The sequence below is a fragment of the Ensifer sp. Root31 genome, from assembly GCF_001424825.1.
In the GTDB taxonomy this organism is placed as follows: Bacteria; Pseudomonadota; Alphaproteobacteria; order Rhizobiales; family Rhizobiaceae; genus Ensifer; species Ensifer canadensis.
Window position 1 is genome coordinate 24747 of sequence record NZ_LMCO01000005.1, and the last position, 19677, is coordinate 44423.

Below are 19677 nucleotides of genomic sequence, written 5' to 3' on the forward strand. Positions count from 1 at the left end.
CACTTTGAATTGCTGCATGTTTTTATCCTTAAATCGAATAGGATTTAAGGAAACATGCAGCAGCATTTCCGATTTGAACCAAGTCGAAGAAACGCTCTATCCCTTTGTTTTTGCGCATTTCCTGACGGAAAACCGCTTCGCACTTCCTGGAAATGCTCTAGAGCGCCGTGCGTTCAGATGAACGCACAAAGGACGCTCTAGCACTTTGATTCTAGAGCATCTTATCCGCTTTCAGTGATTCCACTTGAAAGCGGGCATCAGCGTTGCCAAAGGCGGCAAGGTGATGGTGGCTGCTATTGCTCCTGTCTGATCCTTTTGTGCCTGAACGGCGCCGCCGTTGCCCTTGCCACTCCCCCCATAGATTTCCGCATCGGTGTTCAATATTTCCTTCCAGCGACCCGCGACCGGAAGCGGGATCGTGTAGTTTTCCCGATAGACGGGCGTGAAATTGGTGATGACGGCGACGAGCTTTTCACCCGGCGCCTTGCGCAGCCACGCAAAGACCGAGTTGTCCCGGTCGTCTGCGAGCAGCCATTCGAATCCGTCGCCTTCGCAGTCGCGCGCATGCAGCGCCGGCTTCGAGCGATAGGTGCCGTTGAGATCGCGCACCAGTCGGCGCATGCCCTCATGCAGGTGATATTCCAGCAGGTTCCAGTCGAGCGCGCGCTCCTCCGACCATTCGCGCCACTGCGCAAACTCCTGCCCCATGAACAGGAGCTTCTTGCCGGGGTAGCCCCACATGAAGCCGTAGTAGGCGCGCAGGTTGGCGAACTTCTGCCAATCGTCGCCGGTCATCTTGGCAATGAGCGAACCTTTGCCGTGCACGACCTCGTCATGGGACAGCGGCAGCACGAAGTTTTCGCTGAAGGCGTAGAGCAGCCCGAACGTCAGGTCGTTGTGGTGGTGGCGACGGTGGATCGGCTCGCGCGACATGTATTGCAGCGTGTCGTGCATGAAGCCCATGTTCCACTTGAAGCCGAAGCCGAGACCGCCGGCATGGACCGGATGGGACACCTTGGGCCAGGACGTCGATTCCTCGGCGATCGTCAGGATGCCTTTGTGGACGCCGTAGATTTCGGTGTTCATCGTCTGAAGGAAGCGGACCGCCTCCAGGTTCTCGTTGCCGCCGTATTCGTTCGGCACCCATTCGCCGTGTTTGCGCGAATAGTCGAGGTAAAGCATCGAGGCGACGGCATCGACGCGCAGCCCGTCGACGTGGAATTTCTCCGCCCAATAGAGCGCGTTGTTGACGAGGAACGACAGCACTTCCTGCCGACCGAAATTGTAGATCGCCGTATTCCAGTCGGGGTGGAAACCCTGGCGCGGATCCTCATGCTCGTAGAGCGCGGTGCCGTCGAACCAGCGCAGCCCGTGCTCGTCGGTCGGGAAATGCGCGGGCACCCAGTCGAGGATGACGCCGAGGCCGACTTTGTGGCAGCCGTTGACGAAACGCGCAAACCCTTCCGGCTCGCCGAAGCGTGCCGTCGGCGCATAGAGGCCTGTCGTCTGGTAGCCCCAGGAGGGATCGTAGGGGAATTCGGAGATCGGCAGGAATTCGATATGGGTGAAACCCATGTCGACGCAGTAGGGGATCAGCCGGTCGGCGAGCTCATCCCAGGACAGCATGTCGCCATTGTCGCGGCGCTGCCACGAGCCGGCGTGGACCTCGTAGATCGAGATCGGCTGGCGGCGGGCGTCAGTCGATGCCCAATGGGCGCGGTGCGCCTCGTCTTCCCACACCTGTGCGATCTCAGGCGTCGTCACCGAGGCGGTGTTGGGCCGAAGCTCCGAACGGCGTGCGAAGGGATCCGCCTTCAGCGGCAGCAGCGTACCTTGGCGGTCAAGGATTTCGTATTTGTAGGCAAGGCCCGCCTCGACACCGGGGATGAAGATTTCCCAGATGCCGGTGTCGGTCCGCAGCCGCATGACATGGCGCCGCCCGTCCCAGCCGTTGAACTGGCCGACCACCGACACGCGCTTGGCGTTCGGGGCCCAGACGGCGAAATGGTAGCCTTGAGCGCCTTCATGGTCGGTCGGATGGGCGCCCATCTTGTCGAACAGCCGGAGATGCGAGCCCTCGCGGATGTAGTAGTCGTCCATCGGTCCGAGTACGGGGCCGAAGCTGTAGGGATCGACGACGATCCACTCGCCGCCATCGTTGCGGGCGCGATAACGCACCGGCTGGATCTTGCGCAGCGAGACCGGTCCCTCGAAGAAGCCGGCGTCGTCGCGCCGCTCGAGGGTTCCGAGTTCCTTGCCCGCCAGCGTTTCCGCAACGACGCTAGCGGCATCCGGGATGAAGCAGCGGGCGACGTAGTTTTTTCCCGCCGGATGCACGCCAAGAACGGCAAAGGGATCGTCGTGCGTGCCCGAAAGAATGGCCGCAATGGCCGGCATTGACAGCAGGGCTGCGGCTGCGGGTTCCGGGTCCTTGCCGGCCGAAGGGGTCATCCGGCTCTCCAAATTTCCCCGGCATATTGCCGGATGGTCCGATCGGACGAGAACCAGCCCATGCGCGCGGTGTTGCGTACGGCCTGCGAATACCACGCCGACGGCGTCGTCCACAGCTGGTCGATTTCACGCTGCGCCCGGGCATAGGCTTCGAAGTCGGCCGCGACCATGAACCAGTCGTGATTGTAGAGGCCATCGACGAGGCTGGTGAAGCGGTTGCGGTCATCGGGCGAAAACACACCCGAAGCGATCGCCTGCAACGCCTGCGACAGCTCGCGCGACCCTTCGATGATGGCGCGCGGATTGTGGCCTTCGGCGCGGGCGTTGGTGACTTCCTCGGCCGTCAGGCCGAAGATCTTGATGTTTTCCTCGCCGACCCAGTCGCGCATTTCGACATTGGCGCCGTCGAGCGTGCCGATCGTCAGCGCACCGTTCAGCGCAAACTTCATGTTGCCGGTGCCGGAGGCCTCCATGCCGGCCGTCGAGATCTGCTCGGACAGGTCGGCTGCGGGGACCATGATCTCGGCCAGCGAGACGTTGTAGTTCGGTACGAAGACGATCTTCAGAAGACCGCGCACCGCCGGGTCGTTGTTGACCACGCGGGCGACGTCGTTGGCCAGTTTGATGATCAGCTTGGCGTTGTGGTAGCTCGGCGCCGCCTTGCCCGCGAACAGCTTGACGCGCGGCACCCAGTCGAGCTCGGGATGCGAGCGGATCTGGTCGTAGAGCGCCACCGCCTCGATGATATTGAGGAGCTGGCGCTTGTACTCATGGATGCGCTTGATCTGGATGTCGAACATCGCCGACGGGTCGAGCCTGAGGCCGAGGCGGCTTTGCACAAGCTGCGCCAGCTTCACCTTGTTGGCGCGCTTGACCGCGGCAAAACGCTCCTGGAAATCCGGTTTGTCGGCGAAGGCATCGAGTGCCTGCAGCGCCTCGGTATTGTCCATGAATTCGTCGCCGATCGCCTCGCGGATCAGGCTGAACAGGCCGGGATTGCACTGCATCAGCCAGCGGCGGGGGGTGATGCCGTTGGTCTTGTTGTTGATGCGATCTGGATAGAGCCTGTGCAGGTCGGCAAAGACCGTTTCCTTCATCAGCTCGGTGTGCAGCGCCGACACGCCGTTGATCGAATGGGAGCCGACAAACGCAAGGTTGCCCATGCGCACCCGGCGGTCGCCGCTTTCGTCGATCAGCGAGATGTTGCGGATTTCCTGGTCGGTGGCGCCCTTCTGCTTGCGCGCCTCGATCAGGATCTTGGCGTTGATCGCATAGACGATCTGCATGTGGCGCGGTAGCAGACGTTCGAAGAGCGGCACGGGCCAGCTTTCGAGCGCTTCGGGCAAAAGCGTGTGGTTAGTGTAGGAAATGGTCCGGCGGGTGATCTCCCAGGCCTGTTCGAAATCTAGGCCGTGCAGATCCGTCAGCAGCCGGATCAGTTCGGCAATCGAGACCGCCGGATGCGTATCGTTGAGCTGGATCGCGACGGCATCGGGCAGCGAGGTGAAGTCGGGATACTGCTGCAGGTGGCGGCGCAGGATGTCCTGCAGAGACGCGGACGAGAAGAAATATTCCTGGCGCAGGCGAAGCTCCTGGCCGGCGGGCGTCGCGTCGGCGGGGTAGAGCACGCGGGTCAGGCTTTCGGCCTTGTTGCTTTCGCGCAGCGCGCCGATGTGGTCGCCGGCATTGAAGGCATCGAGCAGGATCGGGTCGATCGGCTGCGCCGTCCAGAGCCTGAGCGTATTGACGCGCTTGGCGCGCCAGCCGACGGCAGGCGTGTCGAAAGCGGTGGCGATCACACGCTCGGCCGGCTTCCACACGAAGCGCTGGATCTCCTCGTCGACATTGGCGGTTTCGACAACGCCGCCGAAGCCGATCTCATAGGAGCTTTCGCGCCGCTCGAACTCCCAGGGATTGCCATGGGCAAGCCAGGTCTCCGGCAGCTCTACCTGCCAGCCATCGGCCATCTGCTGGCGGAACAGGCCGTGCATGTAGCGGATGCCGTAGCCATAGGCTGGAACGTCCACCGTCGCCATCGATTCCATGAAACAGGCTGCAAGACGGCCGAGACCACCATTGCCGAGTGCTGCGTCGGGCTCGAGCAGGGCGATGACATCGATATCGACACCGAGCGAGGCGAGCGCATCGCGCATCTCCTCCATCAGGCCGATATTGGTCATGGCATCGCGCATCAGGCGGCCGATAAGGAACTCCAGCGACAGATAATAGACGCGCTTGGCACCGGTCGCGTAGGTCTGGCGGGTCGAATCCATCCACTTGTCGGTGATGCGGTCGCGCACCACGAGGATAGCCGCGGTCAGCCAGTCATGCGGCTTGGCGACCTTCGGATCCTTACCGATACGATACTTCAGGCGTTCGAGAATTTCGACGGCAAGCTGATCGGGTTCGGAAGAACGAAGTGCGGGCTGCGGCAGTTCGTTGGCGGAAATCTTGTTCATCATCAGAACTGTCTTACCCTTTTGCGTTGGGAGGTCGCAGGCCGGAACCGACCGGGGATGGGCAATTTATGCATCGATCCGAAGCGCTTGCAACAGCTGTTTTTAAAAGGATTAGAATTGCCTGAATAGAAGGGATACGCGACGAAGAGCCATGGGCTTGACGATTGCGCGAACGAAAAATGCCGCCCGGCGGGACCGGGCGGCACAGTGGTGCGCGCTTTTGTTGTTTACTTGGTCAGGCGGGTCGCCATGGCCGAAGCCTTCTCGCCGATCGCCTTGAAGGCCGCGATCAGGTCGGCGGCTTCTTCCGCCTGGAAGTAGTTGGCGGTGGTGGTGGCGCAGGACTTGAGCAGTGCTTTGCCGCGGTCCGGTGCCATGAAGGCGACGGTATAGACCTGGATGTTGTTCTTGCGTGCCGTATCGCACCACGTCAGTGTCGTCGTGTCGTCGCTCGTGTTGTTGTTGTCGCCGTCGGTCATGAACACGATGTATTTTGTCGGTACCTGACCGTTCTTGGCCTTGTGCGCGGTATTTTCCGTCGCGGCAGTGACCTTGTTGTATGCGGTCTTAAAGGCATTGCCCGATGCTGTGCCGCCGGTTGCAACGAGGGCGTTGACATAGGTTGCCGTTCCCGTCGTGCCCCAATCGAGATTACCGGCCGTATCCTGCGCCGAATTGTAGGAAACGGCTGCCGTGCGGACATAGAGATCCTTCGGGTCGGCAATCTTCAACTGCGCGAGCAGATCCTTGACCGCGGTCTTGAGCGCATCGACCTTGGTGACGTAGCAGGGCTTGGTCGCCTTCAGGTTCGGATACTTGCTCCAGTTGTCCTCGGTGTAGTTGGCGCACGACGTTTTCGTCGTGTCCAACGCGTTGGTCTTCCAGGCCATCGAGCCGGAGCGATCGAGCACGAGATACATCGACAGCGCGTTCTTGGTTTCGGTTGCGCTGTCCGCGGTGGCCCGGGTTTCGAGCTGGGTCCATTTCCGCCCGAGCAGGCGGGTCATCGCGTTGAATTCGATCGTGTGCTTGTTGACGATCGAGACTTTGAAGGTCTTGCCCGTCGCGCCGTTGCTGCCCTCGATGATGTCGACGGTTGCCTCATCGACGGGCGGCTTGTCTTCTGCGGCCGGATCGGCGGCGGATTTGAACGATGCCGCAGTTCCGCCATTCTCGCCCCAGCCGTCAGTGGCACTGCCTGCGGCCGTGGACTGAGCCTTCAGGAAGTTCAATGCGATTTCCTTGGCCTCTTCCGGCGTAGGCGGAGTTTTCGACACCAGTGCAGACGCTGCGGCCAACGCTGCGGCGTCGGCCGCATCTTGCATCTGGTTCTTCATCGTCACCATGTTCGCCAGGTCGATGGCGACGCCACCGGCCGCAAGTATCAATGGCGTTGCCAAAGCCGCCATCATGCCGAAATTGCCGCCGCGGTCCTTCAGCATAGCCATGAAGGACCGGTTGATCGTGGATCGTTTTCCCATCTCTGCACACCCCAAGGAACGCGTTGCAAGCTTGAGGGGGACATTAGCGGGGGTGACTTACGATATCGTTCAGGCGATCGATTCAATTTTAGCGGAATGCAGGAAAACCAGTGGTTACAGCGGGTTCACGCGACACGGAGGCGTGCGAAAACGGGAACGTCGTGTCTCAAATCGGGTCAGGTGACCGGAATGACGTCAACGGCCTGTTCGGTCTTCTGCCCGCCATAGCTCTTCAGCACGCCGATGACGGGTGCAACGTCGCCGTAGTCGCGACCATGACCGACGACGATATGGTCGGTTCCAGCAGGGATATTGTTGGTCGGATCGAGTTCAAGCCAACCAGCGGTGGTGCCACACCAGATACGAACCCATGCGTGCATGGCGTCAGCCCCTTCCAGGCGCTCCTTGCCGGCGGGAGGAATCGTTCTCAAGAATCCGCTAACATACCCAGCGGGAATGCCGAGGCTCCTGAGCGCCACGATCATCACATGGGTGAAATCCTGGCAGACACCGCGTTTGAGTTCGAATGCTTCCGCCGGTGTGGTGCTTACCGTCGTCGCCTCGGCGTCGTAGACGAAGTCCCGGTGGATGCGGGCGCAGATTGCCGTTGCGATCTGGCGGATCGTCATCCCGGGAGTGACCACGGCTTGTGCGTAGGCCGCAATCTCCGGGACCTCCGTCAGAAGCGGACTGGGGCCGATGAAATGATGCGGCGCTTCCGGGTCGACGGACCACGAGGCGGCGAGCTCCGTCGGCAGGCGCGACAGATCGGCCGAAAAGTCGGCCGTCAGCGGCAACGGCTCCACCTGCACCCGCGCCTGCATGCGGATCACGAGGTCGTCATGGGCGGAGCGAAACAGGATCGCGGTGAAGGGATTGGCGAAGAAATCGACGCTTTCGGAGCGTTCCGCCGGCATCGGGTGACAACTGAGCGAGCCGACGACGAGCCGCTGCCGGCCGGGCAGCGTCGCCGGCATGACGCGCACGAGGTGGCGCCCGCCGGACACCGGCACTTCGTAGCCGTAGGTGATCTTCAGGCTGATATCATAGAGCATGGGTGTATCCTGCCGGTCAGCCGAGATAGGTGTTGGCGAGAATATTGGAGAGCGCTTCCAGGTCCCGCTCCAGCCTGTTGTAGACGCCGAGGTTCATCGCCTCCGGCGTCATGACCGCAAGGCCGGAATGCAGGCGCATCGCCTCGCGGTAGAAGGGCGACATCTGGCCGTTGACATAGGCGTTCGGCAGAAGCTCCACCTCGGTCTTGATCTCGTTCAGCTGGTAGAGCACCGAGCGTGGGTTGAGCGGGTCGAGCGCCAGCAGGTCGGTCACGGTGAGTGCCGCGGTGTTGACGTTGTAGCGCCGGCGGTGGGTCATGACGCTGTCGCCGATCTCAAGCAGCATGTCGTAGGCGCCATCGGGGGCGTCGGGGCCGGACATATGACCAAGCAGCCGCGTCATGTGCAGCCCACGTTCGATGTAGCGGCCGATCGACAGAAAGCGCCAGCCGGTAAAGCGATACATGTTTTCGTGCACGAGACCGGCAAACCCAGCGAGCTTGCGCAAAAGCACGGTCATGGCGCGGGTGGCATCGTCGCCCGACTGCACGGTCGCATGAAACTTTCGTGCCGTCTGCGACAGATCGTTGAGCGCCAGCCAGCCGTCCGGCGAGAAGCGGTCGCGGATGTTGCCGGCGCTGAAGAGCGCGCTTGCGATATTGGCCAGCAGGCTGTCGGGCACCGCCTGGCGGGTATCGATATCGAGGGCGGCAAGATAATCGGTGACGTCCTGAAGCAGCGGCAGGCTCGGGTCGGCAGTCTCGGCAAACCGGCCGTGCCAGGCGCGCAGGATGCGCAACGCCCCTTCCGCGCGCTCGATATAGCGGCCAAGCCAGAACAGGTTGTCGGCCGCCCGGCTCGGCAGGCTTCCCGGCATGTTGCGGGTGAAGCTTTCCTCGGCCGGCAGCAAGGTGGTGCGTTCGACCGGCCGGTCGCTGACGATCCAGACGTCGGCCGCCGTGCCGCCGGCCTGCATGGCGATCGCGGCAACATCGTCGCCGGATCCGATGCGGGCAAAGCCGCCGGGCATGATCTGCCAGCCATCGCGGGTGCGGGCGGCAAAAACGCGCAGGCTCATCGGGCGCGGCGTCAGGCGGCCGCGCACCCAGGCCGGCGTGGTCGACAGCGTGACCGCCTCCTGGCCGACAAGTTTTCCGGCCTCGGCATCGAGCCAATCGGAGATCGACGCCTTGTCCTTTTCGCCCAGTGACGCTCCGAGCACCGACTGGCCGTTGTCGTCGAAGAACGGGCGCGTCGCATAGGCCGGGCCGATGACCATGCGCTCGATATTGGCGGCGACCTGCGCACGCTCGGATGTCTGGCCGCACCACCAGGTGGCGATCGATGGCAGCTTCTGTTCCTCGCCGAGTAGATGCCGGCAGATGGCCGGCAGGAAGGCGAGGAAGGCGCGCGTTTCGACGATGCCGGAGCCGAGCGCGTTGACGATCGCGACGGAACCGGCCCGCAGAGCCTCGACGATGCCGGGGGTGCCGATGTGCGACGACTGGTTCAATTCCAGCGGATCGGCGAAGGCGGCGTCGAGGCGGCGCCAGAGCACGCCGACCGGCTTCAGCCCGGCGACCGTGCGCACCATCACCCGTCCGCCGACAACAGTCAGGTCTTCGCCTTCCAGAAGCATGAAGCCGAGATAGCGGGCGATATAGGCGTGCTCGAAATAGGTCTCGTTGGCGATCCCGGGCGAGAGCACGGCGATGCGATCGTCCGGATGCAGCTTGCGCGCCTGCAGCGTGTCGCGGAAGGCGCCGAAGAAGCCGGCGAGGCGATGCACATGCGTTTCGGCATAGAGATTGGAGAAGGCACGCGTGGTGGCGACCCGGTTTTCCAGCGCGAAGCCGGCACCGGACGGCGCCTCTGTGCGATCCGAGAGGACCCACCAGTTACCATCAGGCCCACGGCCGATCTCGAAGGAGATGAATTGCAGGAAATGGCCATCGGCCGGTTTGACGCTGACGAGCGGTCGGAGAAAATCGGGGTTGGAGGCGATCAATGCCGGCGGCAGCAGGCCTTCGCGCACCAGGCGGTTTTCGCCGTAGACGTCGGCGACGACCTTCTCCAGAAGTTCGGCGCGCTGGATGAGGCCTTGCGAGACCGTCGCCCATTCGTGCTCGTCGATCAGGACCGGGATATGCGACAGCGGCCAGCTTCTCTCCGAGCTGTCCTTGCCGCCATAGACCCGATAGAAGACGCCGGCGTCGCGCAGATAGCGGTCGGCGCGTGCGAAGCGATTGACAAGGTCCGTTTCGTCGAGGCGGCCGAGCGTCGAAAGCAGCCGCTGCCAGACGGGCCGGACATTGCCGTGCGCGTCGAGCATCTCGTCGGCAATGCCTGGAAGTGCACGGTAGCCGAAAACCGGATCGTCATCGATGCCCAGCCGGCCTGCCGCTGCTGTCTGCTTCTTCGCCATTTACGCTCCTGGCGGACGCCTGAGATCAAGCGTCATCGGAAATTCCATCGACGGGCTTTCCGGATGAAGCAGGTAGCCTCCCGGAGTGTGGCCCCAGGGCTCGAACCGCGCCAGTCGCCGCGCTTCTGCCTCGTTGCCGTTGATCGGAAATGTCTCGTAACTGCGCCCGCCCGGATGGGCGACGTGGTAGACGCATCCGCCAATCGCCCGATTCGACCATGTATCATAGATATCGAATGTAAGGGGAGTGTTCACGGGCAAAACCGGGTGAAGGCCGGCGGCCGGTTGCCAGGCCTTGTAGCGAACGCCGGCAACGGCGCTGCCATTGACACCCGTCTTGGCGAGAGGCACGGGACGGCCGTTGCAGGTGACGGTGTAGCGCTCGGGATTTGGCGTGTCGAGCCTGACCTGCAGCCGCTCGACGGAGCTGTCGACATAGCGCACGGTGCCACCGATTGCGCCCTGTTCGCCCATGACATGCCAAGGCTCCAGTGCCTGACGAATTTCCAGCCTGCCGCCTTCGTATTCGACCTCTCCGCAGAAGGGGAAGCGGAATTCGAGCTGGGCCTCGAACCATTCCGGCCGAAGATCGAACCCATGGGCGCGCAGATCGGCGAGCACTTCGAGGAAATCCTGCCAGACGTGATGCGGCAGCATGAAGCGGTCATGAAGGGCGGTTCCCCAGCGCACGAAGCGGCCGTCGAGCGGGTGTTTCCAGAAACGGGCGATGAGCGCGCGCACCAACAGCTGCTGCGCAAGCGACATGCGGGCATTGGGCGGCATCTCGAAGCCGCGGAATTCGACGAGGCCGAGGCGGCCGGTCGGCCCGTCGGGCGAAAACAATTTGTCGATGCAGATTTCGGCACGGTGGGTGTTGCCGGTGACGTCTACGAGCAGGTTGCGGAACAGCCGGTCGACCAGCCAGGGCAGGGGCGGCGGTGTTGCGGAACCCGGCAGCGGGACCTGCGCGAGCGCAATCTCCAGCTCGTAGAGCTGATCGTGCCGAGCCTCGTCGATGCGCGGGGCCTGACTGGTCGGCCCAATGAACATGCCGGAGAACAGGTAGGAGAGCGACGGATGGCGCTGCCAATAGAGGACAATGCTCTTCAACAGGTCGGGCCGGCGCAGGAACGGGCTGTCATTGGGATTGGCGCCGCCGACGACGACGTGATTGCCGCCGCCAGTGCCGGTGTGGCGGCCGTCGATCATGAACTTGTCGGCGCCGAGCCGGCTTTGACGTGCCTCTTCGTAGATCGCGGTGGTGATATCGACGCACTCCTGCCAGCTGGCGGCCGGATGGATGTTGACCTCGATGACACCGGGATCGGGTGCCACGCGGATGACATTGATGCGCTCGTCGTGTGGCGGCGCGTAACCTTCTATGTGAAGCGGCAGGCCGAGTGCGGCGGCGGCCCGTTCGGTCGAAGCGATCAGGTCGAGATATTCCTCGATGCTCGTCGTCGGCGGCATGAAGACGCAGAGCCTGCCGTCGCGCGGCTCGACACTGATCGCCGTGCGCACCAGCCCGGCGATCTCGTCGCGTGGCTGGGGTTGCGGGGTTTCAGGCGCTTCCGAGGCCTGGAAGCGCGAATGCTGCGGGCGGGCGCTGGTTTCGGCGAAATCGGGCAGATCGTCGCGCGGAACGGTCGGGTCGACCGGATGGATATAGGGATAGGCGGACGGAGCGACATAGGGCAGGGCGCCGAGCGGCAGGCGATAGCCGACGGGGCTGTCGCCTGGAACGAGGAAGATGCGGCCGCGGCGGGTCTGCCACTTCTCGCTCATCCACCGCACGCCGGTGGCACGCGCATTCCAGGCCTGCACCGGCAGCACGTAGCCGGTCGGTGCCGTCAGGCCGCGCTCGAACACGCGGGCCATGCGGCTGCGTTCCTCTGGATCCTTCAGCTTGGAATTGGCCGGATCGACGTTGTCGGGAAGGTTTGCTTCCTTGAGCAGCCAATCGGCCGGGTCTTCGAAAGCCGGCACGACCATCTCAGTCGGCACGCTCAATTCGGCTGCCACCACATGCAGCAGGCGTTCGGCATCTTCTGCCGTCACGTCATGCTGGCCGTTCTCCTCGGCAATGAGATCGGCCTGACGCCAGATCGGCACGCCGTCCTTTCGCCAGTAGAGCGAGAAGGTCCAGCGCGGCAGGCTTTCGCCCGGATACCACTTGCCCTGGCCGTAATGCAGAAAACCGCCGGGCGCGAAGCGTTCGCGCAGCCGACGGATGAGGATATCCGCCTTCTCGCGCTTGGTCGGCCCGACAGCTTCGGTGTTCCATTCCTCTGCTTCGAAATCGTCGATCGATACGAAGGTCGGCTCGCCGCCCATCGTCAGGCGCACGTCGTTTTCGGACAGCACCTGGTCGACTTGCTCGCCGAGCGCGTTGAGGGCCTGCCAGCTTTCATCGGAGAACGGCTTGGTGATGCGCGGATGCTCGGCGACGCGCGAGACCTTCATGTCGAAGGCAAAGTCGGTACGAGTTTCAAGATCGCCGAAGAAGCCGCCGGAAATCGGGGCGGCGTTGCGGTAATGCGGCGTGGCGGCGAGCGGAATATGGCTTTCGCCGGTCAGAAGGCCGGAGGTCGGGTCAAGCCCGACCCAGCCGGCGCCGGGCAGATAAACCTCGGCCCAGGCATGCAGGTCGGTAAAATCGTGTTCGGTGCCGGACGGGCCGTCGAGCGCCTTGAGATCGGGCGCCAGCTGGATGAGGTAGCCCGAGACGAAGCGGGCGGCATAACCCAGATTGCGCAGGATCTGGACGAACAGCCAGCTCGAATCGCGGCACGACCCTCTGGCCGACGTCAGCGTTTCCTCCGGCGGCTGGACACCCGGCTCCATGCGGATGACGTAGCCGACGTCCTGCTGGAGCCGGGCATTGAGGCCGACGACCATGTCGATGGTCCGTTGCTGGGAGCGATCGACGGTCGCCATGAACGAAGACAGCGCCGGCCCCATCGGTTCCGGCGTCATGTAGATCTTCAGGTCGTCGATTAGGTCCTCAGGATAGGCGAAGGGCCAATGCTCGGACTCTTCCTCGATGAAGAAGTCGAAGGGGTTGTAGACGGTCATGTCGGCGACGAGATCGACTTCGACCTTCAGTTCGGTCACCGGATCCGGGAAGACGTAACGGGCGAGGTAGTTGCCGTAGGGGTCCTGCTGCAGATTGACGAAGTGGTTGGCAGGCGAGACTTTCAGCGAGTGGCTGATGACCTTGGTCTTGGAGTGGGCCGCCGGTTTCAACCGGATGATCTGCGGTGAAAGCCTGATCGGGCGGTCATAGGTATAGTGGGTCAGGTGGTAGATACTTGCCTTGATCGACATACCGGATTTTGTCCCCTTGATGGCAAGTCTAGCGCCGCCATTCAAAGGAAGTTTGTGCAATGCGAAGGGAGAAAGCAAGCGCGAAAGACAGCGCCGGATTTCTCCGGCGCGTCGATCGGCGGGCGGAGGCGTTCACACTGCCGGCGGGTTCAGGCGGGCGAAGCCTTCCTGGAGGTGATAGGGGAAGTGCGGGTAGGTGGGCGTCTTCTGACTGGCCTTGTCGAGCCGTGCAATCTGGTCAGGTGTCAGCGACCAGCCGACGGCACCCAGGTTCTGGCGCAACTGCTCTTCATTGCGGGCGCCGATGATGACGCTCGACACCGTCGGGCGCTGCAGCAGCCAGTTGATGGCGATCTGCGGGATGGTCTTGCCGGTCTCAGCCGCCAGCTCGTCGAGCACGTCGACGATATCGTAGAGCTTGTCGTCATCGACCGGCGGGCCGAAGGAGGCGGTATCGTGCAGGCGGCTTCCTTCCGGCCAGGGCTGGCCACGTCTGATCTTGCCGGTCAGGCGGCCCCAACCGAGCGGGCTCCAGACGAGTGCGCCGACGCCCTGGTCGAGCCCAAGCGGCATCAGTTCCCATTCATAGTCGCGTCCGACCAGCGAGTAATAGACCTGATGGGCGACGTAGCGCGGATATCCTTGTTTTTCCGCCGCGGCGAGCGACTTCATAAGCTGCCACCCGGCGAAATTGGAAACGCCGACGTAGCGCAGCTTGCCGGCGCGCACCAAGGTATCGAGCGTCGAAAGCACCTCTTCGACCGGCGTGCCGGCATCGAAGGCGTGCAATTGCATCAGGTCGATGGTGTCGGTACCGAGGCGGCGCAGGGCATCGTCGATCCCCTTGATCAACCGCGAGCGCGACGAACCGGCATCGTTCGGACCGTCGCCCATCGGCAGTGACATCTTGGTGGAGATCAGCACGTCGTTGCGCCGTCCCTTGATGGCTGCGCCGAGCACTTCTTCGGAGGCACCGTCGGAATAGACGTCTGCCGTGTCGAAAAGATTGACGCCGGCCTCGATGCAGATGTCGACAAGACGGCGTGCCTCGGCATTGTCGCTGTTGCCCCAGGCGCTGAAAAGCGGGCCCTTGCCGCCGAAGGTGCCGGCGCCGAAACTGAGCGCTGGAACCTTCAATCCTGATGAGCCAAGCCGTCTGTATTCCATCATTCTAACTCCTCGTTGCGTTCGTGCCTGCATTGGCAGGAGGAAGGTGGTGTCTCTGGCATTTGAGAGGTAGACCGTCTGCAGGAACATCATTTGTGAGTTGAAGTCACATGTCGCGAAATTCGATCAACCGATCCGGCGAAATGGCCGTCTTCGTCAGGGCTGTCGAGCTCGGCGGCTTCTCGGCGGCGGCACGCGAATGCTGCATGACGCCATCGGCGGTGAGCAAGCTGGTGCAGCGGCTGGAAGAAAGGCTCGGCGTTCGGCTGATCAACCGGTCGACGCGGCAACTGCAATTGACGCCGGAGGGCTGCGCCTTCCACGAGCGAGCGGCCCGCATTCTCGCCGATATCGATGACGCGGAGAGACAGGCGGCTGCTGGCGATGCACCGGCGGGCCGCGTTCGTCTCAACGCCAGCGCATCGTTTGCCACGCATGTGCTGATGCCGCTGCTGCCGGAATTTCTGAGCGCCTATCCGGAGCTTTCGGTTGACATCATCCAGACCGATGCCGTCGTCGACCTCATGGCGGAGCGCGTCGACATCGCAATCCGCGCCGGTCCGCTCAAAGCCTCGAGGCTGATTGCACGCAAGCTCGGCAGCACGTCGATGACCATCGTTGGGGCGCCGTCCTATCTCGAGCGCTGCGGCAGGCCCGAGAGCCTTGACGCGCTGATGGCGCACAATCGCCTAAGCCTCAGCTATATCAGGTCCGTCGACGGCTGGCCGCTATTGTCCAATGGCGAAGCGATATTGCTGCCGCCGAGCGAGAAGCTGCGCGTGAGCGACGGGGAGGGGTTGCGCCGGCTGGTGCTTGCCGGCGTTGGACTGGCACGGATGGCGACCTTTACCGTTAGGGATGACATCGATGCCGGCCGGCTGGTGCCGCTGGTCGAGCATCTCAATCCGGGGGACCGCGAGACCTTTCACGCCGTGTTTCAGGGCCAGGGCGGGGCGCTTCCGTCCCGCGTCAGGGTGATGCTCGATTTTCTGGCAGCGCGAGCACGGTTGTCCGGGTGACGAGGAGACGGGGTGTCCGGCTGTCGGGTCAGCCGCAGACGCGATTGCGTCCTTCGGATTTCGCGCGGTAGAGCTCGGTGTCGGCGCTTTCGATCAGGCCTTTCCAGCCCGGATTGGCGTCGGCCCCGGCGACGCCGAAGCTTGCGGTGACGTTCAGCTCCTTGCCGTCGGCAAAGGTGATTGGCGCGCGCGCAAGATTGGACCTGATGCGTTCGGCAAGGGCGCGCGCTGCCTCGAGATCGTCGCCTGGGGTAATGACGGCGAATTCCTCGCCGCCGAAACGCGCGACGAGATCGGACGAGCGCACGGAATAGCGGATGATGCGGGCGGTTTCCTTCAGCACGATGTCGCCGACAAGATGGCCGTGGGTGTCGTTGATCTGCTTGAAGTGATCGATGTCCATGAGGATCAGGCAGGCGTTCTTGTCGTTACCCGCCGCATCCTCGGCGCCGCCGATGAGTTCCAGCGCGCGACGGTTGAGCAGACCGGTCAGTTCGTCGGTCTCGGCCTGGCGTTCGAGGTGCTTCATCAGGAGCGTGCGCTCGTCGAGCCTCTGACGCAGCACGTCGATCGCATCGAACAGCCGTCCCATTTCGCCTTCGCCGCCCTTGCCGCTCAATCGGGCGATCGGGCGGTCATGGGCAAGCTCGATGATGCTGTGGCGCGCAAGCAGCAGCGGCTCGAAGACCAGCGATCGCGCGCGGCGCATGAGAACGAGAAGAACGATGAACAGGGCGAAGGTTGCGGTGGTGGCGATCGCCAGCTTGACCGAAGCCTGCGTCTTGCTGCTGGCGAGCCTCTCGACCGTGGCATCCATGAAATCGCGGCGAAGGATCTCGAGTGGCTTCATCTTCGGAACGTAGCGGTCGGTGAATTGCTCCGCTGTCATCGGGTAATGCCCGGTATGCCTGCCGACCGAAACGACGCTGTCGACGATGGCAAAACCTTCGCCGAAGAACTGGTGCTCGATCGCAGCGATATCGGCGATGTTCTTCGGCTTCAGCCCGGGCAATGCGCCCGGCTTGCCGACGACGGACCAGATTTCCTGCAGGCGACCGCGGGTTCGCTCGCTGTCGGCGATGTTCTTGGCTTCCAGCGGTCTTCCGACCGCGACCGGAGCCATGACCTGGGACGCGAGCCGACCGCCATCCTCGCGCAGATTGGCGAGCATATGGGCGGCGATGGCGATGCCCGCCAGATCAGGATCGGTGTTGGTCAAGCGCTGGATGTTCCAGTCGAAGGCGGGGCGCATTGCGTCGATCACCGCAAACATGCCTTCGATCGCCATCTGGATTTCCTTGAGGTCGCGGCGTTCCGGCGGCAGGGCGGCGATGCGATCGATCTCGGCACGGCCGAGCTGAAGGCGACGCTGGACTTCGGCAAGAATGGGAGAAAGTGCCGTCGCCGGCTCCGACCGGCTGCCATCGGTCGCGCCGGCGACGATCTCGGCAAGGGCTGCGTCGCTGCGCGCCCGAAACTCGACAAGGCGCGCCTGAACCGGAGAACCCGGGCCGACGCCGATGCCCATCACCCCATTCGACGGCCCACGCTCGGCCGAGAGATAGGTTGCCGTGTTCAGAACACGACAGAACGCGATGACTTCCGCAAGGTTGCGTCGAGCAACAACGAAGTCGGAATAGGACGCGGCGATGATTTCGGTGGCAAGCACACCCGTACAGGCGACCACGATGGCGATCAGCCACTGCAGTTTGCGGCGCAGCATCTTCGCTGAGCGAAGGTTGCGACCGTTCTCGCCGCGCTGGAGCTCATTGTTGGTGTGATTGGTCATTTGCGCGAAGTTGGTCCACCAATGCTACCGGCTATCGTGCCGGAGTCGCGACAATTTCTTGTCGCGGAGAAGGAATGCTTTCCGCGATCAGTGATACATGCCGCATGTACTATCGCATAAGGTGTTAAATATCCCTGAAATACCCTAAAATACCATGGGTTAAACCGCAACTGAGGGATGCGTGCGGCGCACGCCGGGCGCCGATTGCAGGGCGCCTGCCAGATGAGCGGTGATCATCGGCCTGCCTGGAGCCCATCGATGGACGTCAGGCAGGTCCGTTTCGATCGCGATTGCGTTCAGCCTCTCTGGCCGGCAAGAGCGAAGAGTGCGCCTTGCGGGTCGAGCGCCTGGATGATCCAGGCTCCGCCCGGTACTTCCAAGGGCTCAAGGACGATCTTGCCACCACCGGATTTGATACGCTCTATGGCCGTGTCGAGCGCTGCGACGTTGATGTAATAGAGCCAATAGGGGGACGGGATGTCATTCGGCTTGGTCATCATGCCCCCGGCCTGCACGCCGTCGATTGCAAAGATCTGATAGGTGCCCATTTCCCCCATATCCATGGCGTGATCCTTGGTCCAGCCGAAGACCTCGGCATAGAAGGGGAAGGCCGTGTCGAGGTCGCCGGACATCAGTTCATGCCAGCCGATCTGGCCCGGCATCATTGGGTCAACGGCGGGCGGCGGGTCGCCGATGCCGGTAAACAGGGCGAAAACCGCGCCATGCGGGTCGGTGGCGATGGCGAAGCGGCCGATGCCGGGGATGTCGTCGGGCGCACGGTGGATCTTGCCGCCCTTGGCAGCAACCGTTGCCGCCGCCGCATCGACATCTTCGACACCGATATAGCCGAGCCATGCGGGGGGCACGTTCATCTCGAGCGCGCCTTCGGGCATGGTCATCAGGCCCGCGACTTGCCGCTCACCTTTCGTAAACAGGGTATAGCTGACGCCGGGCATGCCGGCGTCGCGGGCGTCCCACCCCACGACGTCCTTGTAGAAGGTTTCTGCCGCCTTGGTGTCCGTCGTCATCAGTTCGTACCAGACGAATTTGCCGTGATGGCCTGCCATCTTATGTCCTCCGGTTGCGATGTTGGAAGCCGGCGCCGAACGAGGCCGGCGAGGCCAAGCGATGTGTTTTAAATCCCCGTCAGAGGCGGCTGTACTCCGCCGTCATCAGTTCCTTCCAGGCCCCCTCAACCGTCCTGACATGGGCCGTCAACAGGCGCCGGGATTGGCCATGGTTATGGCGTCGCGATACCTGGCCTTCCTTCCTGGAGCGTCGAAGTCCGGGCCATCGCAATAGAGCGACAGCGTCAGCCCGTCAGGTTCGAGTTCGCCGTCATAGATCCACATGTGGGTCATCATCGAGCCGACCCAGGTTCCAGCGAAGCGTCCGGTTTCGGGGCTGTAGCCAAGTGTCATCAAGGTCTGGCCGAAGCTGCCGTCTGGCATCGTGCCCTGGCCTTCGCAGACCGCCCAGAGCCCCTGAAGGCTGCGAACATGCTCTGTCCATGGGGTGCCTGTTTCCGGCGCGCCGGATGTGCGCACCTGCCAATCGCCGAGCAGTTGCTCGAGCCAGCGATGCGCTTCTTCCGGTTCTGCCTTCACCGAAGCTTCCTCTCCCCGGGACGCGTGAAAATCGATCAGAGATACGAGTGGATCAGAGATACAAGCGAAAAGAAACGCGCCCGGTGCCGAAAGGTTCCGTTCCGGGCGCAGTTGCCGGGAGGCTTAGCCGGCTTTGCGTCTGGGCATATCGCCATATTCGTCATGGCGGCGCACGAAACCCTGTGTGCCCTCCTCGTTTCGTCCCTTCGGCGCGCGGTCGAGAAGCATCAGCGTGCCGACCATTTCCTCAAGCCCGCGGGCATAGGTGGAATAGGTGTGGTAGACGGTGCCGTCGTCGGTCTTCTGAAAGGCGCTGAGGCCGGGCAGTTCCTCGTGTGCGTTGGCACTTTCCGTCTCGGTGAAGTTGTAGACGACCTTGCCCTGAGCGAGTTCGGCCGGCGTGAAGGCGACGTGAAAGTCGCTGTTGAAGCCGTTGCCCTCGGCCGAAGCCCAGGGGAAACGCCAGCCCATGCGTTTCTTGTAGGCTTCGAGCTTCGAGAGGGGCGCGTTGGAGACGGCGGTCAACGTCACGTCGTGGTGATTGAGGTGCGGCAGCATGCCGTCGAAATGGTCGACGAGGAACGAGCAGCCGGGGCAGCCGGCCTCCCAGGTCGGGCCGAACATGAAGTGATAGACGACGAGCTGGCTGCGCCCGTCGAAGAGTTCGGCCAGGGCCTTCTGGCCATCAGGCGTGTCGAAGACGTAGGATTTTTCCATCTTCACCCAGGGCAAGGCGAGGCGTGCCGCGTTGACCTTGTCTCTGAGGTGGGTGTGTTCTTTTTCCAGATCCAGAAGCGCTTTTCGCGCTTTCAGCCATTCCTGCGACGATACGACTGCATGATCCTGTCTCATGCCCGCTCCTCCTTCCAACGTTGCACTTGACTAATTACGTTGATA

The 19677-nt window shown here is 62.8% G+C and carries 11 protein-coding genes and 1 pseudogene; 1 reads left to right on the forward strand and 11 read right to left on the reverse strand.

Going from position 1 to position 19677, the window contains the following annotated elements; all coding sequences use genetic code 11:
• Positions 1-231: 231 nt before the first annotated feature.
• From glgB to ASD00_RS06345, 7 genes are all read right to left on the reverse strand, one after another.
• A complete protein-coding gene (gene glgB, locus ASD00_RS06315; RefSeq protein ID WP_057205622.1) occupies positions 232-2451 on the reverse strand; it encodes a 1,4-alpha-glucan branching protein GlgB in 2220 nt (739 codons plus the stop codon).
• Complete coding sequence (locus ASD00_RS06320) at positions 2448-4910, reverse strand: glycogen/starch/alpha-glucan phosphorylase (RefSeq protein WP_025424846.1); 2463 nt, start codon at positions 4908-4910, stop codon at positions 2448-2450. The genes glgB and ASD00_RS06320 overlap by 4 nt, the downstream gene beginning before the upstream one ends.
• Positions 4911-5137: 227 nt before the next feature.
• Positions 5138-6391, reverse strand: a complete 1254-nt coding sequence (locus ASD00_RS06325) for a TadE/TadG family type IV pilus assembly protein (protein ID WP_081788819.1) — start codon at positions 6389-6391, stop codon at positions 5138-5140.
• A gap of 176 nt (positions 6392-6567) precedes the next feature.
• Entirely contained in the window at positions 6568-7446 is an 879-nt protein-coding gene (locus ASD00_RS06330; protein ID WP_025424844.1) for a transglutaminase family protein, read from the reverse strand.
• Positions 7447-7462: 16 nt separating this feature from the next.
• A complete protein-coding gene (locus ASD00_RS06335) occupies positions 7463-9871 on the reverse strand; it encodes a circularly permuted type 2 ATP-grasp protein (protein ID WP_025424843.1) in 2409 nt (802 codons plus the stop codon).
• Positions 9872-13198 carry a transglutaminase family protein gene (locus ASD00_RS06340; protein ID WP_057205624.1) on the reverse strand — a complete coding sequence of 1109 codons (3327 nt, stop codon included), beginning with the start codon at positions 13196-13198 and terminating at the stop codon, positions 9872-9874.
• 132 nt (positions 13199-13330) lie between these two features.
• Positions 13331-14365 (reverse strand): aldo/keto reductase, encoded by a 1035-nt coding sequence (locus ASD00_RS06345; RefSeq protein ID WP_025424841.1) that lies wholly within the window; start codon positions 14363-14365, stop codon positions 13331-13333.
• A 110-nt stretch (positions 14366-14475) separates the two neighbouring features.
• Here ASD00_RS06345 and ASD00_RS06350 point away from each other — a divergent pair, with 110 nt between their 5' ends.
• Entirely contained in the window at positions 14476-15384 is a 909-nt protein-coding gene (locus ASD00_RS06350) for a LysR family transcriptional regulator (RefSeq protein ID WP_025424840.1), read from the forward strand.
• Between the two features lie 28 nt (positions 15385-15412).
• Here the strand turns inward: ASD00_RS06350 and ASD00_RS06355 are convergent, their stop codons facing one another.
• The 4 genes and pseudogenes from ASD00_RS06355 to ASD00_RS06370 all read right to left on the reverse strand — a co-directional run bounded on the left by ASD00_RS06355 (position 15413) and on the right by ASD00_RS06370 (position 19632).
• Positions 15413-17173 carry a GGDEF domain-containing protein gene (locus ASD00_RS06355; RefSeq protein ID WP_025424839.1) on the reverse strand — a complete coding sequence of 587 codons (1761 nt, stop codon included), beginning with the start codon at positions 17171-17173 and terminating at the stop codon, positions 15413-15415.
• A gap of 296 nt (positions 17174-17469) precedes the next feature.
• Complete coding sequence (locus ASD00_RS06360; RefSeq protein WP_057205626.1) at positions 17470-18240, reverse strand: VOC family protein; 771 nt, start codon at positions 18238-18240, stop codon at positions 17470-17472.
• Positions 18241-18319: 79 nt separating this feature from the next.
• A pseudogene (locus ASD00_RS06365) lies at positions 18320-18780 on the reverse strand (DUF1579 domain-containing protein).
• Between the two features lie 123 nt (positions 18781-18903).
• Positions 18904-19632: a thioredoxin family protein gene (locus ASD00_RS06370; RefSeq protein WP_057205628.1), complete on the reverse strand. Its 729-nt coding sequence runs from the start codon at positions 19630-19632 to the stop codon at positions 18904-18906.
• Between the last annotated feature and the right edge of the window lie 45 nt (positions 19633-19677).